The organism is Thermococcus aciditolerans, assembly GCF_008152015.1.
Taxonomy (GTDB): domain Archaea; phylum Methanobacteriota_B; class Thermococci; order Thermococcales; family Thermococcaceae; genus Thermococcus; species Thermococcus celericrescens.
Map to the genome: position 1 here is coordinate 377,348 of NZ_CP041932.1, position 16,760 is coordinate 394,107.

Below are 16,760 nucleotides of genomic sequence, written 5' to 3' on the forward strand. Positions count from 1 at the left end.
GCTTTTGGGGGTGTCGTTGTCTAATTGCCAACGCCCCGTCCGCGGACGGAAAGAGTTATAAACCGTTTCCCTCGTTATCGTTACGAGCTTTGATTATTTGGAGGTGCGTGAAAATGGCGGAAAGACCACTCGACGTTATCCACAAGTCCCTCGACAAGGATGTCCTCGTGCTCCTCAAGAGGGGTTCGGAGTTCAGGGGCAGGCTCATCGGTTACGACATCCACCTGAACGTCGTCCTTGCGGACGCCGCCCTCATCCAGGAGGGCGAGGAAGTTAAGAGGTACGGTAAAATCGTCATCAGGGGAGACAACGTTCTCGCCATCTCCCCGGTTGAGCTTGAGTGAAGTCGTGGCTTAGCGAGGTGATACCATGGGAGCGGGAACCGAACCAAAGGGCAAGAGGAACCACACTCCAACTCACATTAGATGCAGGCGCTGCGGAAGGCGCGCCTTCAACGTCCGGAAGGGCTACTGCGCCGCTTGCGGCTTCGGCAGGAGCAGGCGCATGAGGAAGTACCGCTGGTCCCACAAGTGGAAGAAGAAGAGGAACCTCCTCTGAACCCTTTTCTTTTCCTTTGATCCACGACCCTTCTCGGACCACAATCCTTATTAACTTCAACGTTAGCTTTATCGTTTAGAGGGACGTCTTAATGATTCACCTCAACGAGGACCAGCGGGGGCTATGGAAGCTGGCGTGGCCAGCAATAATGGGCAACATCTCCCAGACGCTTCTCAACCTAGTTGACATGATGATGGTCGGCCAGCTCGGCGCCCTGGCCCTGGCCGCGGTTGGCCTCGGTGGCCAGGTGAGCTGGTTCATGATGCCCATCATGGCGGCGGTTGCAACGGGAACCCTCGCGCTGGTGGCGAGGTTCGTTGGGGCGAAGGACGAGGAGAGCGCCGTTCTTGCACTGGAGCAGAGCCTCTATCTGGCGTTTCTCTTGGGAATCCCGGTCATGCTCTTCGGGTGGGTTCTCGGTGACGACATACTGAGGATAATGGGGGCAAAACCCGACGTCGTTGCCCAGGGCTACAGGTACATAAAGGTGCTCTTCGCGTTCTATCCAATTCGATTCGCCGGCTTTACGGCCTTCTCCGCCCTCAGGGGCGCCGGAGACACGAAGACACCCATGAAGCTCGGCATCCTTATGAACGTGGTAAACGCGGTCCTCGACTACCTCCTCATATTCGGAAAGCTCGGTTTTCCCGAGCTTGGCCCTGTCGGCGCCGCCTGGGCGTCGGGCATAGGAATCACCACCTCGTTCCTCATCGGTCTCTATCTCCTCTGGAGCGGGAGGCTCGTGCTGAGGTTCCGGCCGAGCTGGAGTTTCCACCCGGACATGGCAGGAAGGATACTCCGCATAGGAATCCCCACCATGGTTGAGCGCGGGATATTTAGCTTTTACAACTTCATATACATGAGCATAGTCACGCGCTTTGGAACCGTGGCCCTTGCCTCCCATCAGGTTGGCCTCCGCGTGGAGAGCATAGCTTACATGCCAGCCTTCGGCTTCAACGTCGCCACCTCTGCCCTCGTCGGCCAGGGTCTTGGAGAGGGGAACCCGGAGAAGGCGGAGCGCACCGTTTATGAGGCCCTCAAGATGGTCGGCGTGTTCATGGCGGTCATGGCGTTCGTACTTATAGCATTCCCGCGCTACCTCGTCATGCCCTTCATAAGCCCGAGCGACCCGAACTACGGCGAGGTCATGAGGCTGGCGAGCATATACCTCATAATAGTCGGAATAAGCGAGATTCCCCTCGGTTGGCTCTTCGTCCTCGGCGGTGCACTTAGGGGAGCAGGGGACACCAAGACGCCGATGTACATCACCGCCGTCAGCAAGCTTCTCTTCCGCATAGTGCCCGCGTACCTCCTCGGATTCGGCTTTACAATACCTCCCTTCGAGATACTGGGCGTAACCTTCCCCGGCTTCACCTTTGGGGGTCTGGGCGTCATAGCCGCGTGGATAGCGATGAGCCTCGAAACCTTCACGACCGCGGCCCTCTTCTGGTGGGCGTTCAAGAGGGGGAAGTGGAAATACGTGAAGGTATGACAGTAATGTTTATATCTTTGTAATGCGTTTTTGTAAATGGTGGTTGCATGGCTGTGATAAGCGTCCGTATTCCCGATGAACTAAAGGCCAAGATGAAGGAGTACGACATTAACTGGAGCGAGGAGATAAGGGCGTTCATAGTTTTGAGAATAAACGAAGAGGAGAAAAGAAGAACCATTGAGATGATGCACGAGCTGCTCGCTGGGGGAACTCCTGCTAAAGAAGGAACCGCAAAAAGATACGTGAGGGAGGACCGTGATAGCAATTGACGCCTCCGTCCTTGCGAAGTACATTCTCCTTGAACCCGGTTGGGAACGGGTAGAGGAGCTACTTTTTAAAGACGTCGTCTCACTTGACTATGCCTTGGCAGAGGTTTCAAACGCCCTCTGGAAACATCACGTCCTCTACGGTGAGATATCCCGGGAGGAGTTCAATAAGAGATCAAAGGTTGTGGATGCTCTCCCGAACGTCGTCGTTCTTGAGAGTGGAATGCAGTATTTGGAGAAATCAAGGGGGATAGCTGTTAACCACCGAATCCCAATCTATGACGCCCTCTACATCGCTCAGGCCCTGAAGTATGGCGAACTTGCCACCAGCGACGAAAAGCAGGGAGAAATAGCGGAGAAACTCGGCGTTGAGGTCGTCTACCTCTAAAGCGCCGAGACGTTGAAGAGAACCTCCATGAGACGACCGAAGAGATAGCTCAGGAAAGCGGCACCCAGGCCGGTTGCCACCATCTCCGCGACCTTCTTTCTGATTGAGATTCCGGAGAGGAGCGATATCAGGGTCGCCACTATCGCTAGGGCAGAGCCCGCCAGCAGTATCGAGAAGGGAAGGGCCGTCAGCGAGCTGGAGGCGAGGAAGTACGGCGTAACCGGAAAGGCAACGCCGACGAGGTACGAGAGACCCGTGTAGAGCGCCGCCCTTATCTCGTTCTCCTCCGCCTCCGGGAGGAGGAGCTGCATAATCGCATCGCTGTTGTCTGCGAGTTCCTTTGCGACCTCCCTCGCAACCTCCTCGGGCATTCCTCCCTCGACGAGCTTCTCCACAAGCTCTTCGGCCGCCCTTTCCGGCGAAACTCTGAAGAGGACCTCCATCCTGTCGCGGATGGATTCCTTAATCTGCCTCTGAGAGCGGACCGAGACGAAGGTGCCTATGGCCATCGAGAGCGCACCCGCTACACCGACTATGAGGCCGCTTATTCCGACGAGCTGCGGATTGTTCGGGTACACGGCGGAAAGACCCGTGACGGCACCGAGGATTTCAACCAGCCCGTCGTTCATGCCCAGAACGAGGTCGCGGGTATTCTCGACGTGGAAGCGCTCCTTGCTCTCGTAGAAAAACTTCTCGTGCTCAAGCTCGTCCAGTATGACGTCCTTTATCTCCCTCAGTTCATCCTCGCTGAACCCCTCGGCGTAGGTCGTGAGGTACTTGAAGTACTTCTGTATCGCACTGTTCTCGCCCATCTCAAGGAGCGAGGCGACCGAACCCGGTCCAAGGAGTCTCCTGAGGAGCTTGACGCTGAAGATCGTGAGCCTCTTCACGGAAGGCTTTGGAACCTCTCCCCCATGCCGCTTTATGAAGTCGTGCCAGAACTTGGCGTGCTTTGACTCTATATTTGAGAGCCGAAGAAATTCCTTCCTTATATCCTCCTCCTTCTCTATCCTGGCCAGCTGGGCGTAGAGAACCGAATCGGCGTACTCGTCCTTATAAAAGCCTCTCGCTAATTCCAGCATCTCGTCCATTCCCTCACCCCCTGGAAAGAACGGCGGCTGAGGTTAAAGGAATATCGGTTACTGGAGGGCCTTTAGAGCCTCCAGCACCTCCTCAAAGGGCGCGTCCGTCTTCAGGGCCATCGGCGAAAAGTGGGTTCTCGTTGCAGAGTAGCCTTTATCGCGGAGAATCTCGATTATCTCCGCGAGCTTTCCGACCTGAAGGTTGTTCCTCCTAGCAAGGGCATGGGTGTCGTAGTGGAAGGGGGTGTCCAGCTCCCCCGCGAGGGTTTCGAGGAACGGGAGCGTCTTCTTGTGGGCGAGGGGGTGCTCCCAGGCCAGCTTCAGCATATCGTCAACGAACCCCTGGCTCTTTAGCGGACCGAGCCAGAGGGGGCCGTATGAGCCCGGTTTTCTGGGCAGGAAGGAGTTCTCATACTCAAACCTGCCGTTTTCATCCTGCCACAGGTAGCCGAGCCCTTCAATGCTCCCGTCGGCCTTCTTCGCGCCGCTCTTGAGCCTCAGAAAGGCCCTGAAGTAGTGGTCACGGTAGTAGGCGAGAAGAACCTCGACGCCGAGGTCGTATTTGGCGGCGTACCTGACAACGGTTCCGATGAGTATTCTCAAACCCGCCTCGTGGCAGAGCTCGCCCCTTATCGGCTCCGCCAGGTACTTCCTGCGGCAGGCGTGCCGGTAGGCCCCGCAGAGGACGCCGGTGTCGGTGGCGGTGACCGCTAAAATGCCCCTTCTCCTGACGCTCCTCAGAGCGGTGTCGAGAAACTCCAGGGGAGAGCCGAAGGGGTCGAGGTCGAGGAAGTCAAAGTACCTGAACTTCTCGGCCATGAGCCTGTTAGCGTCGTCGAGGTTGGCCACAACCCTCTTCTCTTCTCCGAAGGAGAACCTCTTCTCGCCTATCCTCTCCCCATCAACGCCAAGGTTCAGCCGGACGTTTTCCAGAATCAGGTTGAAGGCATCGGGGTTTATGTCGTTGAGCCAGACCTCCTCGGCGGGGGTTTCGAGGGTGTAGCGGATGCCCCGGATTCCGGTGGCCGAGAGGGCATCGAGAACGGTCCGTGGTGTGAGTACCCCCACGGCCAGGACACTTATGTCCCTGTTCAGCGCCATGACCGGGTTGTAGAAGACCGGGGCGTCGTATATCCTCTCTGCCTTTGGGACAAGGATTTTTGCAAGACCCTCGCGCACCTCGACGAACTCCATTCTCTCACCGGAGAAAGAAAAGGTTGGGAGGTTTAAAGGGTTGCGCTCAGAGGATTTCGACGTAGTCACCGACTGCCTGTCCAGGCAGTCCTGGCTTGAAGTAGGCCTTAACCTCGCCCCTGTTGCCGTGCGTCCTGAGGATTTTGCCGTACATTCTCCTGCCGGTTGGAGTCCTCCAGACGACCTTCCTGCCTATGAGCCTCGAAGCAGTGCTCCTGTCGTCGATGCCGAGGGGCTTCAGAATCATGTGGTGGTTGTCCTGGTGCTCCTTCGTCCCGGCGTAGGCAAGGACGAGAGCCTTTCCCCTGGCCATCGTCCCCACCTCCAGCGAAGGGGGTTCATCCGGCGGCATTTTTAAGTTTTATCCCTCAGTGCAGGCGGAGAGCCCATCGTCTATCTCCAGGATCTCCCGGAGGGACTTGATCTTGAGGAAGTTCTGCCTCTCGAAGAGGAGAGCGACGTCGCTCTTGTACGGCGATGCCTTCTGAACGAGGAGTGTGTTCTCATCCAGTATGTAAGTGAACCTGCTCGGGCTGTCGTCCACCCAGACAAAGGGCTCGTCGGGATAGAGTTCGCGCAGGTTCTCAAACTTCTTGAGCATGTCCTTGGTACCCCTGAAGGTTATCACCTCATCGAACTCGTCGTACCAGTTTGTCCTTTTCATGAAGATGACCTTTCCGCCGGGGTAGGTGTGCTCGCCGGAGAAGCTGATGACATAGCGTCCACGTTTTCTCAGCGTTCGGACGACGTTCCGGGAGTGGGGAAAGTCCTTGATGTATCGGGGCATGAGCTTGTAGTACTCGTGTATAGTTCCCTGTGCCACCAGCTCGTGTATAACCCCGAGGTACTGGTATGTGAGCCGACCCTTGATGAACAGGGCAAGGGCCTTATAGTAGTCCTCGTACAGGTCGCTCTCAATGACTGCAGGGACGGTCTTTTCGATGGCTATGCGGAGGGCCTTCTCAACCGCGCCCGTGCTGTCCACGAGGGTCCCGTCAAAGTCGAACAGATAAACCGCCATGCACCTAGTACCCCCCCGCGGGATTATAACCTTTTCCTGAAACGAGAAGCCTCGGGTTTTCGTCGGTGGTCTGCCGAAAGGGTTTTATTGCAATGACGATTACAAATGCCCGGTGATTAAAAGATGAGGATTGACAGGCTTAAGGAGTTCATATCCGAAAACGAGCTCGATGGAGTTCTAATTACCGGGAAAGAGAACATCTTTTACTTCACCGGCAGCTCCCCGGTTCTCGGCGGCTACCTCGTCGTTACCCCTGACGATGCCATCTTCATCGTCCCGGAGCTGGAGTACGAGGAGGCAAGGGAAACCTCCAGGATTCCCGTCGAAAAATTCAAGACCGGAAAGGAGCTTTACGAGAGGCTTTCCTCCTTCAAGCTGAAGAAGCTTGGCATAGAGGGCAGAACGAGCTTCTCAACCATCCAGACACTCAGGGAGAAGGTGGGCGCCGCGGATTTCGTCTCAGTCGATGACGTGGTGAAGGAGCTCCGCATAATCAAGACTCCCGAGGAGATTGAGGTCATAAAGGCCGCCTGCGGGATAGCGGACATGGCCATGATGGCGGCGCTTGAGGAGATAAGTGAAGGCAAGCGCGAGAGGGAGATAGCGGCGAAGATGGAGTACGTCATGAAAATGAACGGTGCCGAAAAGCCGGCCTTCGACACGATAATAGCCAGCGGCTGGAGGGCGGCCCTGCCACACGGCCTGGCCAGCGACAAGAGGATAGAGAAGGGAGACCTGGTTGTCATTGACGAAGGAGCACTTTACAGGCACTACCACTCGGACACCACGAGGACGATAGTCGTGGGCAGTCCGAACGAGAAGCAGAAGGACATCTACTACGCCGTCCTCGAGGCCCAGAGGAAAGGCGTCGAGGCGGCCAGGCCCGGCATGACGGCCAAAGAGCTCGACACCCTCGTCAGGGACGTCATCAAAGAGTACGGCTACGGTGACTACTTCATACACTCCACTGGACATGGCGTCGGACTTCAGATACACGAATGGCCCCGCGTGAGCCAGCAGGACGATACGGAGCTCAAGCCGGGAATGGTGATAACCATTGAGCCAGGAATATACCTGCCCAAGTTCGGCGGCGTCCGCATCGAGGACACCATCCTCATCACGGAGAACGGCGCTGAGAGGCTCACCAAGACGGAGAGGGAACTCATTTAACCCTCTCTAACAACTTTTTAAAGGCCATCGGCTAACTTTTCTCGGGGGTGAGAGAGTGCAGATAATCCACCAGGACGTCAAGGAGGGCAAGATAAAGGTCAAGGCAGAGACCCTCGATGATCTCTGGCACCTCTACCACATCATAGACCCGGGGGATACCGTTTACGCAAAGACCCTCAGAAAGCAGGCCCAGCGCTCGGACTCGCTCAGGGCAGAAAAGGTCGAGGTCATTCCCGTCTTCCTTGGGGTTAGGGCCGAGAAGATAAACTTTCACAAGTTCGCCAACCAGGTCCGCGTTACCGGGCCGATAGTCTACGCCAGCAGGGACGACGTCCCCCTCGGCAAGTACCACACGATAGCGATAGAGGAAGGCACTGTGGTAACCATTCAGAAGCCCCGCTGGAAGGAGCACCACATCGAAAGGCTAAAGGAAGCCGTGGAGGCTTCTAAGAGAGCGCGCGTGATGATAGTCGTCATAGACGACGGCGAAGCTGACACGGCGATAATCAGAGAATACGGCGTCGAGATACTCAAGGGGATACGCTACAACCTCGGGGGGAAGAGGTACAGCACCAACCGCGAGAGTGAGGAGAAGAAGTTCTTCCACGATGTGGCGAAGAGCATGGAGGAGATAATCAGCCGCGAGGGCATAGAGCGGGCCATAGTTGCCGGCCCTGGCTTCGTCAAGGAGGACTTCTACAAGTTCCTGCGCGAGAATTATCCCGAGCTGGCGAAGAAGGTGGTCATAGAGGACACGAGCGTGACCGGAAGAACGGGTATCTACGAAGTTATCAAGCGTGGAACGGTTGACAAGGTCTATCACGAGAACCGCGTGGCCAAGGAGGTCCAGCTCGTCGAGAAGGTGCTTGAAAACGTGGCCAGGAACAACGGTTTAGCCGCTTACGGTCTCAGAGAGGTTGAAGAGGCCGTCAATTATGGCGCGGTTGAGACGCTCTTGGTTCTCGACGAGCTCCTGAAGGGGGAGCACAGGGAGAAGATAGAGGAGCTCATGGACGCGGTTCGCTACTCCCGCGGCGAGGTGGTCGTGGTAAGCTCGGAGCACGAAGGCGGCGACAAGCTGAAGGCCCTCGGAGGCTTGGCGGCGCTGCTGAGGTTCAGGGTGAAATGAGTTCTTTGCTGTACAGCTCCACGTAGGGGTCGCTCTTAAACGTTGGAAACTCCCTTTCTTCCCCGTTTTCGATTAGGATGCGCTTCCTATCGGCGGTGAACTCGCCGAGTTCAAATGCAACAATTCCATTTTTATTGAATTCTTTAATTAGGGAATCTATGTTTTCCGGGGGGGTTATCGCTATCACCGTGCCGGTGGACGAAACGCCCCACGGATCGAGGCCGTAGAAGTCGAGGACCTTCCTCACGAGGGGGTCCAGGTGGAGCTTCTCTGCGTGAACTGTGAAGCCGACCCCGGAGTTGTCGGCTATCTCGTGGAGGGCAGTTAAACCACCCTCTGTGGCATCGTGCATGCCCCTGACAAAGGGTCCGGCCGCGAGGGCATCCGGAACCGCGGTTTCGAAGCGGTAGAGCCCCCTGAGGAGCTGAATTTCCCTGAAAGAGAGGAGCTTTCTAAGCTCGTCCTCCCGGAAGTACGCCGCGGAGACCGCGAACTCAAGACCGACCTTGCCGGTCACGACTATTCTGTCGCCGGGCTTTGCAAGCGGAAGCCTCAGTTGGTCTTTCTTCACAAGACCCATGGCGGTGGTCGTTGAGGTGGGCTCGGCTACGCTCGGATAAACGCCCGTGTGGCCGCCGATTATCGTGCTCCCGTACTTCCGGCATTCCGTGTTTAAGTCGCGCATCGTCTTTTCGAGAAAGCCCTTCTCGCTTCCGGGGGGAAGGAGGATATCAACCACCAGCCACCTCGGCCTCGCCCCGAAAACCGCCACATCGCTGGCCGCGAAGTGGTACGAGAAAAATCCAAAGGTTTCCCTGGGAACGCCGAGGGTGGGGTCGGTGGCGACTACAAGGTAGTGGTCGTGGTCGTATTCGAGGACGGCCGAGTCAAAGCCCTCCCTGGGCCCGTATACCACCTTCATATCCTCCACGCCCAGGTTTGGGAATACAACATCGTGCAGGACGTCGTTTCGTATCTTCCCCAGAGGAAGCCTCATTTTCCTTTCCCCCCAAACATCGAGGTAACCCTCTCCACCTCCCTGAGGGTTCCCTCGTCACAGTCCCAGCACATTATCTCGAAGCTTGGCACCCGGACGCTCACGCGAACCTTTCTTGCCCGGGCGATTTTGCTCACCTCGTAGTTCACCCTGAAGGCCAGGTTCATGAGCTCCTCCGTGACGACCTCCTCACGGTCTATGTACTGGAGCGGACAGCCCTCCCTCCACTGCCGCCTCCTCGCGTGCTCGTACATGCGGTAGGGTCTTATCCCCACCTCATCGGCCAGCCTTTCGACTTCCTCGGCAGTGTGTTTGATTAAGGGTCTGAAGAATGGAATCCCAATCCTCGGTATGTCGCAGAGCCTTATATCTCCCGCGCACTGATCCAGGAGGGCACCTATTATCTTATCGTTGGCGTTGTCTCCCTTGGCAAGGACGTCAAAGCCGTTGTTGATGGCGAACCATTTGGCGTTCCAGAGCATGACCTTCTTGCAGTTTATGCAGATTGGCCCCTTTCTTCCGGCCGCCTCGCGAAGAAGCCCGTCGGTAACATCAACGAGGTAGTGTTCAACTCCGAGTTTTTTGGTAAAACCCATCGCCCAGTTGAGCGTTTCCCTCCAGCTCCAGCGGTGGAAGAAGGTCAGCGCGGAGACCTCAAGACCTGCCTCCTTGAGGATGTGGAGGGCCAGTGAACTGTCCTTTCCGCCCGAAAACATGACGAGTATGCGTTTTTCATAAAGCCCGTGTTCCCTGGAAAACCTCGCTATCTCCTCAACGACGCTCTCGATGCCCCTCATGAGGTGAGGTAAAAAAGGAGGCTTAAAAAGCTAAGCCTCAGACGTTGACCTTTTCCATCCACTCTTCGGCCAGGTTGCCGACGATGGGGAACTTGTAGCGTTCGCCCTGGTAGGCCTTCACCATGCCGAGGATCCAGAGGATAAAGCCCACGATTCCCAGGAGCCAGGCGATAATGCCCCCTATGTACGGGATGAAGCTGAGGATCACCTGGAGCACCGTGATGCCTATGAAGGTTATCGTCGACTGCATAGCATGGAAACGGACGAAATCGCTCTCCTTCTCAAGCACCAGGAATATTATCCCTGTAATCCACCAGGCGAGATAGGCAAGCAGTCCCTCAAGGTTCTCATCCATGCCGAGGGACGTCTTCTTGGGTTCTTCAGGTGGAGTCTCCTCCATGATAACACACCTCCGAAATTCAACTTGTTGTATTCTCTCCAATCCCTTAAATACCTTTCCGAAGTTTTAAATTCCGCATCCCCTGGGAACACCTTCCCGGGGCGTCTTAGAACCCGCGGATTTCTGATTTCGAACTCCCCGATTTTGTTAGGCTCACCAAAGCTTTTTAAGGTCATCGAGGGATTGGAATATCGAATTAGGAAAGCCTAACGGTGATGCTCATGATTGTACCTTTAAACGCACTCAGACCCGGGGACAGGGGGATTGTGGTGAACATCCTCGGCGGCCCCACCGCAAGGCAGCGGCTTGTGGGCATGGGCCTCACCCCCGGAGCGACGGTTCAAATAATCGAGTCCCACCAGTACGGCCCGATAATCATCTCCGTCGGCGGCGTGCGCTTCGCTATCGGCAGGGGAATGGCGACGAAGGTCATGATACGAAAACTGTGAGGTGGCCGTCATGATGAAGGTCATTGCCCTTGCAGGGAACCCCAACGTCGGAAAAACGACCATATTCAACGCACTGACCGGGCTGAGGCAGCACGTTGGCAACTGGCCCGGCGTCACGGTCGAGAAGAAGGAGGGAATACTGGAATACAAGGGGCAGAAGTTTCTTGTAGTTGATCTCCCCGGCACGTACTCCCTCACGGCCCACTCCATCGACGAACTCGTCGCGAGGGACTTCCTCCTGAAGGGGAGCGCCGATGTGGTCGTGAACGTCATCGACGCAACTGCCCTCATGAGGAACCTCTTCCTCACTATGGAGATACTGGAGATGGGCCTCAACAACGTTATCATAGCCCTCAACAAGATAGACCTGGCCGAGAAGCACGGTATCGAGATAAACGTGAAGAGGATGGAGGAGGTTCTCGGCGTTCCCGTCGTGGCGATGAGCGCAAAGGAGGGCGCCGGCCTCGACGAGCTGAAGGAGAAGATACACCTGATGGCCAACGGGATGCTGAAGGAGAGGCCCGTGATCCCCCAGTACGACCCGGAGGTCGAGAGGGAGATAGAGCACATAATGGCGGTTCTCAAGGGCACCGAACTGGGGGAGGAGTACAACCTCCGCTGGCTTGCGATAAAGCTCCTTCAGCGCGACGATGGGGTCATAAAGCTCATCCTCCGGCACCTCGGGAGTGAGAAGCTCGACGAGATCATGGGGCACATAGCGGAGGTTGAAGAGCGCTACAAGCGCGCGATGGACCTTATAATAGCCAGCCAGAAGTACGAGTTCATCGACAGGCTCATGCACCGCTTTGTGCGGTACACAAAGGTGGAAGGCGAGAGCTTCAGCGACCAGCTCGACAGGTTCCTCACCCACCCCGTCTACGGCCTCCTCATGCTCTTCGGCGTCTTCTACCTCATGTTCAAATTCGTGTTTGCCGTCGGGCTGCCCCTCCAGGGATACCTCGACGATGCTTTCACAGCTTTCGGGGAATGGCTCGCGCCGCATATAGCAAACGAGGCTCTGAGGGGACTCCTGGTCGATGGAATCATAGCGGGTGTCGGTTCCGTGCTCAGCTTCTTCCCGCTCGTCTTCCTGCTGTTCCTAGCCCTCTCCATCCTCGAGGACGTTGGATACATGGCCAGGGCGGCCGTGGTCATGGAGCGCATAATGCGGAAGTTCGGCCTGCCAGGCAAGAGCTTCATCCCGCTGGTGCTCGCCTTCGGATGCAACGTCCCCGCCGTGATGGCCACCAGAACGCTCGATGACGAGAGGGACAGGTTGCTGACCATGCTCGTCAACCCGCTGATACCCTGCAGCGCCAGGCTGAGCGTCATAAGCTTCCTGGCGGGGGCTTTCTTTGCCAGTCACCAGGCGCTCGTCGCGGTGAGCATCTACGCCACGGCGGTGCTGCTTGCCCTCCTCGTGGCCTGGCTCCTGAGCAGGTTCGTTATCAAGGGCGAAGAGAGCCCGTTCATCATCGAGCTGCCAGAGTACCTCATCCCGTCGTGGAAGACGGTGACGCTCCACTCATGGGAGAGGAGCAAGGAGTTCATAAAGAAGGCGGGAACCATAATCCTGCTCGGCTCGATGGCCATCTGGTACCTCAGCAGCTATCCCGTGGGGATGGGCACCGGAGGAAGCTACGCGGAGAGGCTCGGTATGTTTTTCGAGCCGTACATGCGTCTCATGGGCCTCGACTGGAAGGCGGCGGTTAGCCTGCTGTTCGGGATAATCGCCAAGGAGAACGTCATATCAACCTACGGAATAATCTACGGAAGCGAGGAGGCCATAGTGGGAGCAATGACACCGCTCCAGGCCTACGTGCTTGGCATGGTCACCACCCTCTACGTCCCGTGCATAGCCACAATAGGCGCCGTTAGGGCCGAGAGCAACTGGAAATGGGCCGCCTTCACGGTGGTTTACATGATCGGCCTCGCGTCGCTCGTTGGAATTCTGATATGGAACGTGGGGACGGCGCTGGGCTACTGAGGTGTTAGAATGCTGGAGAGGATCCTGGAACTGCTGGAGGAAGGGAGGAGCATAGACGAGATAGCCCGGGAGCTGGACGTTCCGAGGGACGAGGTCGTCGGCGCCATGGAGGTGCTGGCCGACCTCGGCTACTTGGAGCGGGTGGAAGCGGGGGAGAGCGCCTGCGCCACCTGCCCCCTTAAGAGCGTTTGCCCCGGCGCCTGCTTTCGCTTTAAGGGGAAGGTATATCAGCTCTCAGATTTCAGGCTCGGCGGGAAGAACAGGGCATTGAAACCGTGATAGGGCCTTTACAGAACTTATCTTTTTTTCCGCGGTTAAACCTTGATTTTTGGGGCAAAACACTCCTGTGGAGGCTTAAACCCGGATTTTTTGAACTTTTCACCGTCAGTTAAACCTGCCACCGCCGGTTATATATTTTATGCCCGTAAAACATATAAAACCCTTTGTTGAAAGGGTAAACGGTGATACCATGAAGGCAGTTATTCTTGCTGGCGGTTTTGGAACGAGGTTAAGGCCGCTTTCATCGACCAGACCTAAGCCCATGATCCCGGTTCTTGGCAAGCCAAACCTTCAGTACCTCCTTGAGAGCCTGGAGAAAATCCAGGAGATCGATGAGATAATCCTATCCGTCCACTACATGAGGGGAGAGATAAGGGAGTTCATCGACGAAAAGATGGCCGACTACCCCAAAACGATACGGTTCGTCAATGACCCGATGCCGCTCGAAACAGGTGGGGCGCTCAAGAACGTGGAGGATTACGTGGATGGCGACTTTCTGGTCATCTACGGTGACGTTTTCACGAACTTCGACTTCAGGGAGCTCATCAAGGCCCACAAAGAGAACGACGGCCTCATAACAGTCGCGGTTACCAAGGTCTATGACCCGGAGAAGTACGGAGTCGTCGAGCTGGACGACGACGGGAGGGTCACCCACTTCGAGGAGAAGCCCCACAGGCCCCGCACCAACCTCGTCGATGCGGGCATCTACATGGTTAACAAGAAGGTTCTGGAGGAGATTCCGAAGAACAAGGAAGTCTACTTCGAGCGCGAGGTTCTCCCGAAGTACGTGGCCAGGGGACTTGTTTACGCCCACAAAATACCGCGCGGATACTACTGGATCGACCTCGGGACCCCGGACGACCTCTTCTACGCCCACCAGGTTGCGATGGATGAGATAGCCAAGGAGAACGGCTATTTCGTCATCAAAGAGGGTGCCGAAGTCCCAGAGGACGTTGAGATACAGGGGCCGGTTTACATCGACGAGGGGGTTAAGATAGGCCACGGCGTCAAGATAAAGGCCTACACGTACATAGGCCCGAACACCGTTGTCGAGGACAGAGCCTACTTCAAGCGCGCCATACTCATAGGCAACGACATCGTTAGGGAGCGCTCCGAGATAAAGGACAGCATCCTCGGAGAGGGCGTCGTCGTCGGAAAGAACGTCATACTCAAGGAGACCGCAGTCGTCGGCGACTACGCCAAGATTTACGACAACCTTGTCATCTACGGGGCCAAGGTGCTGCCGTGGAAGAAGGTCGAGGAGTACGAGGCATACATCAAGATAAAGCTCGACCCGACCAAGGTCAGGCCCGGCGTCACCCCGGACCGCTGCCCGCTCGGCCTGCCGGAGTGTATCTACACCAAATTCAAGGCCATAGCGGGAGAAAAGCCGCCCTGTGACGAGTGCATAGAGAACCAGTGGCTCTTCTGAGTTCTTTTTTCACACTTTCCTTCCCGACCTTCGGCCATTAACTTTTTACCTCCGAACCCGTTACTTAGTTAAAGGTGAAGGACCATGTCGGAATTCTACAAAGAGAGGAAGCTGAGCTGTGGGGAGGATGTCGTACTGGCGCTGGCAATATTCATGATTTTTCTGGACTTTGTCAACGCCATAGTGCACAACAGCGACACCCAGCTCAGAACCTCGATATTCGCCCTGATCGTCCTGCTGTTCGCCCTCTCCGTCAGGAAGTTCTACCCCAACTCGAGCAGAAGGATATGGCCGTGGATAAGCCCGATATACGACAACGGCGTCATGATAATCGTCGCGATATTCTTCCTCTTCCACGTGACGCTTCTCAACGTTCCGATACTCAACGTTGACCTGTACAACGTCTATGAGAACGGCGACATCATCGGCCACTCCCTCGGCGGCCTGATGATGTGGACGATATTCGCCAAGATAGCCCTCGAATACTCCGGGATCAACAACAAGGGCTGGAGTGCAAAGACCATCGTCAAGTACTCGATGGGGGCGCTTCTCATAATCGGCGTCCTGTGGGAGTTCATAGAGCTCGCCGCCTCGCTCACCATACTGCCCCACGTGGACGAGCCGATAAACAACAAGATTAGGGACATCATAATGGAGTATATAGGCGCGGGACTGATGACGATAGCAGTGCTGAAGACGAAGTATCCCTTCGACATGGGAGAATGGGAGTGATTTCCCTTTGATTTTGTCTCCTAATTCTCTGGGGGTCTTATTGCAACGCAATCGCTTACATGGCCTTCAGCAACTACCTTATGACGTTTCAATTCTCATGGAGTCTTATTGCAACTTTGGTGGAAGAAGGCCCAGGTGGGGGACGGCTGGGTGTTTCAATTCTCCCAGAGTCTTATTGCAACAGGGCGTTTTTTGCCCCGTTCCTCTAATGGGGTTTAATGGATGCTTCTCTATAAAACCTTTTTGCAGAAAGCCCCCTTTGGGTCCCCCAATTCCACCCCCAAGCAGCGGCCGCCGCGGGGTGAATACTGCCAGAAAACGCATCACGGCACCCTATTGCCGGGGACGGTATAACGGTTCCAGCCGGCGTTCTAATGTCCCTGCCCCGAAATTCAAAGAAAATTCGTTATATTCAAAAAACGTAGGGATTACCAAATGTTACATTTCTGAAACCGCTAGAATGGGATTCAGGGGCACATACGGAGGCTTGTTTCGGACAAAATTGCATAACCGGGCCGGAAATCCGAAAAAGATTAAGAAGTAGCGTGATGGGAACGAATCAGTACCTTATCCTCGGGTTGTACTCCAGGAGCATGAGGCCGTTTTTGAATATCCTTATCGTGCCGCTCTCGGAGAGGCTTATTGCCATCGCCTTGGTGAGCTTCGTTATCCCCGCGGCCGCTATGTGTCTGCTCCCCAGGCCCGGTGGAAGCATGAGGTCTATGACCTTCGGCTCGACCTCCAGGTAGCGGCCGGCGGCTGCAATCCTGCCGTCGTCGCGGACTATAAACGCCCCGTCCAGCTGGGCGAACTCCTTGATTATCTCCTTGCTGTCCCTGTCCAGAACGTTGACCCTGTGCCCCTTGAACGGGTTTGGGATGAGCTGATGGGAGTGCCTGAGAACGCGCCTGGTGTCGCCGATGACGAATATCGTCCCAACGGGCGTTCCCTCGCGGCCTTCCACGCTCAGTTCTATGGTTATCTCAAGCAGCCGCTGGAGCACGCTCTGATTCTGGGCAAAAAATCCCCTCATGGCGGATATGTTCTTTTTGACTGTCTTTATCCCTATCATCTCCCGGGTGACGTAGACGAAGGACTCGCCCTCTCCGAGGATGTCGTGTTCTATCAGAAACGCGGATATGAGGTTCAGGATGTTGTTCAGGTCGAGGTTCTGGGGTATCGAGACCCGCTTGACCATCTCCTCCTCAACGTCGAAGGAGGAACCGACTATGACTATGGTAACGCCTGCGTCCCGAAGCCTCTCGGGGTCGATATCCTCCAGAATGACGAGGGCTTTGCCCCCAAGCTCCCTCACAATCCCTATCGCACTGTTTATTAAAACTTCAGGAATCTCCCGCCCCATGCTCACCAACCGTCTTGGGATATT

At 56.0% G+C, this 16,760-nt stretch carries 20 protein-coding genes; 12 read left to right on the forward strand and 8 right to left on the reverse strand.

Features of this window, described 5'->3' with window-relative positions; all coding sequences use genetic code 11:
- The first annotated feature begins 113 nt into the window (after positions 1-113).
- The 5 genes from FPV09_RS01990 to FPV09_RS02010 all read left to right on the forward strand — a co-directional run bounded on the left by FPV09_RS01990 (position 114) and on the right by FPV09_RS02010 (position 2,704).
- Positions 114-344 (forward strand): LSm family protein, encoded by a 231-nt coding sequence (locus tag FPV09_RS01990; protein WP_014011940.1) that lies wholly within the window; start codon positions 114-116, stop codon positions 342-344.
- 25 nt (positions 345-369) lie between these two features.
- On the forward strand, positions 370-558 hold the full coding sequence (locus FPV09_RS01995; RefSeq protein WP_148882181.1) for a 50S ribosomal protein L37e: 189 nt from the start codon (positions 370-372) through the stop codon (positions 556-558).
- Between the two features lie 91 nt (positions 559-649).
- The gene (locus tag FPV09_RS02000) at positions 650-2,050 is read left to right on the forward strand and encodes an MATE family efflux transporter (RefSeq protein ID WP_148882182.1); all 1,401 of its coding nucleotides are present in this window, start codon (positions 650-652) and stop codon (positions 2,048-2,050) included.
- A 47-nt stretch (positions 2,051-2,097) separates the two neighbouring features.
- On the forward strand, positions 2,098-2,319 hold the full coding sequence (gene vapB / locus FPV09_RS02005; RefSeq protein WP_148882183.1) for a type II toxin-antitoxin system VapB family antitoxin: 222 nt from the start codon (positions 2,098-2,100) through the stop codon (positions 2,317-2,319).
- On the forward strand, positions 2,306-2,704 hold the full coding sequence (locus tag FPV09_RS02010) for a type II toxin-antitoxin system VapC family toxin (protein WP_058939638.1): 399 nt from the start codon (positions 2,306-2,308) through the stop codon (positions 2,702-2,704). The genes vapB and FPV09_RS02010 overlap by 14 nt, the downstream gene beginning before the upstream one ends.
- On the opposite strand, the gene FPV09_RS02015 is transcribed toward FPV09_RS02010, so the two are convergent.
- The 4 genes from FPV09_RS02015 to FPV09_RS02030 are packed head-to-tail and all read right to left on the reverse strand — an operon-like array spanning position 2,701 to position 6,001.
- Positions 2,701-3,795 carry a VIT1/CCC1 transporter family protein gene (locus FPV09_RS02015; RefSeq protein WP_148882184.1) on the reverse strand — a complete coding sequence of 365 codons (1,095 nt, stop codon included), beginning with the start codon at positions 3,793-3,795 and terminating at the stop codon, positions 2,701-2,703. The two genes, FPV09_RS02010 and FPV09_RS02015, sit on opposite strands and share 4 nt — an antisense overlap.
- Positions 3,796-3,843: 48 nt before the next feature.
- On the reverse strand, positions 3,844-4,980 hold the full coding sequence (locus FPV09_RS02020; protein WP_148882185.1) for a tRNA (guanine(10)-N(2))-dimethyltransferase: 1,137 nt from the start codon (positions 4,978-4,980) through the stop codon (positions 3,844-3,846).
- Between the two features lie 46 nt (positions 4,981-5,026).
- Entirely contained in the window at positions 5,027-5,293 is a 267-nt protein-coding gene (locus FPV09_RS02025; protein ID WP_148882186.1) for a 50S ribosomal protein L35ae, read from the reverse strand.
- Positions 5,294-5,341: 48 nt separating this feature from the next.
- Entirely contained in the window at positions 5,342-6,001 is a 660-nt protein-coding gene (locus tag FPV09_RS02030) for an HAD family hydrolase (RefSeq protein WP_058939650.1), read from the reverse strand.
- Positions 6,002-6,124: 123 nt separating this feature from the next.
- Here FPV09_RS02030 and pepQ point away from each other — a divergent pair, with 123 nt between their 5' ends.
- Positions 6,125-7,171 carry a Xaa-Pro dipeptidase PepQ gene (pepQ, locus tag FPV09_RS02035; protein WP_148882187.1) on the forward strand — a complete coding sequence of 349 codons (1,047 nt, stop codon included), beginning with the start codon at positions 6,125-6,127 and terminating at the stop codon, positions 7,169-7,171.
- A 55-nt stretch (positions 7,172-7,226) separates the two neighbouring features.
- On the forward strand, positions 7,227-8,300 hold the full coding sequence (locus FPV09_RS02040) for an mRNA surveillance protein pelota (RefSeq protein ID WP_148882188.1): 1,074 nt from the start codon (positions 7,227-7,229) through the stop codon (positions 8,298-8,300).
- Here the strand turns inward: FPV09_RS02040 and FPV09_RS02045 are convergent.
- Genes FPV09_RS02045 through FPV09_RS02055 form a run of 3 tightly spaced genes read right to left on the reverse strand, consistent with a single transcriptional unit; the run spans position 8,287 to position 10,494 of the window.
- Positions 8,287-9,297: an AIR synthase family protein gene (locus FPV09_RS02045; protein WP_148882189.1), complete on the reverse strand. Its 1,011-nt coding sequence runs from the start codon at positions 9,295-9,297 to the stop codon at positions 8,287-8,289. The two genes, FPV09_RS02040 and FPV09_RS02045, sit on opposite strands and share 14 nt — an antisense overlap.
- Complete coding sequence (locus tag FPV09_RS02050) at positions 9,294-10,094, reverse strand: 7-cyano-7-deazaguanine synthase (protein ID WP_148882190.1); 801 nt, start codon at positions 10,092-10,094, stop codon at positions 9,294-9,296. Before FPV09_RS02050 ends, FPV09_RS02045 begins: the two co-directional genes overlap by 4 nt.
- A gap of 37 nt (positions 10,095-10,131) precedes the next feature.
- A complete protein-coding gene (locus FPV09_RS02055) occupies positions 10,132-10,494 on the reverse strand; it encodes a DUF4870 domain-containing protein (protein ID WP_058939655.1) in 363 nt (120 codons plus the stop codon).
- 221 nt (positions 10,495-10,715) lie between these two features.
- Between FPV09_RS02055 and FPV09_RS02060 the strand changes: the two genes are divergently transcribed.
- The 5 genes from FPV09_RS02060 (at position 10,716) to FPV09_RS02080 (ending at position 15,373) form a co-directional block, all read left to right on the forward strand.
- On the forward strand, positions 10,716-10,943 hold the full coding sequence (locus FPV09_RS02060) for a FeoA family protein (RefSeq protein WP_148883608.1): 228 nt from the start codon (positions 10,716-10,718) through the stop codon (positions 10,941-10,943).
- 10 nt (positions 10,944-10,953) lie between these two features.
- Entirely contained in the window at positions 10,954-12,930 is a 1,977-nt protein-coding gene (feoB, locus tag FPV09_RS02065) for a ferrous iron transport protein B (protein WP_148882191.1), read from the forward strand.
- A gap of 9 nt (positions 12,931-12,939) precedes the next feature.
- The gene (locus tag FPV09_RS02070) at positions 12,940-13,209 is read left to right on the forward strand and encodes a MarR family transcriptional regulator (protein WP_148882192.1); all 270 of its coding nucleotides are present in this window, start codon (positions 12,940-12,942) and stop codon (positions 13,207-13,209) included.
- A 190-nt stretch (positions 13,210-13,399) separates the two neighbouring features.
- Complete coding sequence (locus FPV09_RS02075) at positions 13,400-14,641, forward strand: sugar phosphate nucleotidyltransferase (RefSeq protein WP_148882193.1); 1,242 nt, start codon at positions 13,400-13,402, stop codon at positions 14,639-14,641.
- 84 nt (positions 14,642-14,725) lie between these two features.
- Positions 14,726-15,373, forward strand: a complete 648-nt coding sequence (locus FPV09_RS02080) for a hypothetical protein (protein WP_148882194.1) — start codon at positions 14,726-14,728, stop codon at positions 15,371-15,373.
- Positions 15,374-15,932: 559 nt separating this feature from the next.
- On the opposite strand, the gene FPV09_RS02085 is transcribed toward FPV09_RS02080, so the two are convergent.
- A complete protein-coding gene (locus FPV09_RS02085; protein WP_148883609.1) occupies positions 15,933-16,736 on the reverse strand; it encodes a DNA integrity scanning protein DisA nucleotide-binding domain protein in 804 nt (267 codons plus the stop codon).
- Positions 16,737-16,760: the final 24 nt, after the last annotated feature.

Bases quoted from the DNA above. Each gene is read 5' to 3' on its own strand.
- FPV09_RS02020 (WP_148882185.1), bottom strand. From the start codon at position 4,980: ATGGAGTTCGTCGAGGTGCGCGAGGGTCTTGCAAAAATCCTTGTCCCA.
- FPV09_RS02055 (WP_058939655.1), bottom strand. From the start codon at position 10,494: ATGGAGGAGACTCCACCTGAAGAACCCAAGAAGACGTCCCTCGGCATG.
- FPV09_RS02015 (WP_148882184.1), bottom strand. From the start codon at position 3,795: ATGGACGAGATGCTGGAATTAGCGAGAGGCTTTTATAAGGACGAGTAC.
- FPV09_RS02070 (WP_148882192.1), top strand. From the start codon at position 12,940: ATGCTGGAGAGGATCCTGGAACTGCTGGAGGAAGGGAGGAGCATAGAC.
- FPV09_RS02030 (WP_058939650.1), bottom strand. From the start codon at position 6,001: ATGGCGGTTTATCTGTTCGACTTTGACGGGACCCTCGTGGACAGCACG.
- FPV09_RS02025 (WP_148882186.1), bottom strand. From the start codon at position 5,293: ATGGCCAGGGGAAAGGCTCTCGTCCTTGCCTACGCCGGGACGAAGGAG.
- pepQ (WP_148882187.1), top strand. From the start codon at position 6,125: ATGAGGATTGACAGGCTTAAGGAGTTCATATCCGAAAACGAGCTCGAT.
- FPV09_RS02085 (WP_148883609.1), bottom strand. From the start codon at position 16,736: ATGGGGCGGGAGATTCCTGAAGTTTTAATAAACAGTGCGATAGGGATT.
- FPV09_RS01990 (WP_014011940.1), top strand. From the start codon at position 114: ATGGCGGAAAGACCACTCGACGTTATCCACAAGTCCCTCGACAAGGAT.
- feoB (WP_148882191.1), top strand. From the start codon at position 10,954: ATGATGAAGGTCATTGCCCTTGCAGGGAACCCCAACGTCGGAAAAACG.
- FPV09_RS02045 (WP_148882189.1), bottom strand. From the start codon at position 9,297: ATGAGGCTTCCTCTGGGGAAGATACGAAACGACGTCCTGCACGATGTT.
- FPV09_RS02050 (WP_148882190.1), bottom strand. From the start codon at position 10,094: ATGAGGGGCATCGAGAGCGTCGTTGAGGAGATAGCGAGGTTTTCCAGG.
- FPV09_RS02000 (WP_148882182.1), top strand. From the start codon at position 650: ATGATTCACCTCAACGAGGACCAGCGGGGGCTATGGAAGCTGGCGTGG.
- vapB (WP_148882183.1), top strand. From the start codon at position 2,098: ATGGCTGTGATAAGCGTCCGTATTCCCGATGAACTAAAGGCCAAGATG.
- FPV09_RS01995 (WP_148882181.1), top strand. From the start codon at position 370: ATGGGAGCGGGAACCGAACCAAAGGGCAAGAGGAACCACACTCCAACT.
- FPV09_RS02060 (WP_148883608.1), top strand. From the start codon at position 10,716: ATGATTGTACCTTTAAACGCACTCAGACCCGGGGACAGGGGGATTGTG.
- FPV09_RS02080 (WP_148882194.1), top strand. From the start codon at position 14,726: ATGTCGGAATTCTACAAAGAGAGGAAGCTGAGCTGTGGGGAGGATGTC.
- FPV09_RS02075 (WP_148882193.1), top strand. From the start codon at position 13,400: ATGAAGGCAGTTATTCTTGCTGGCGGTTTTGGAACGAGGTTAAGGCCG.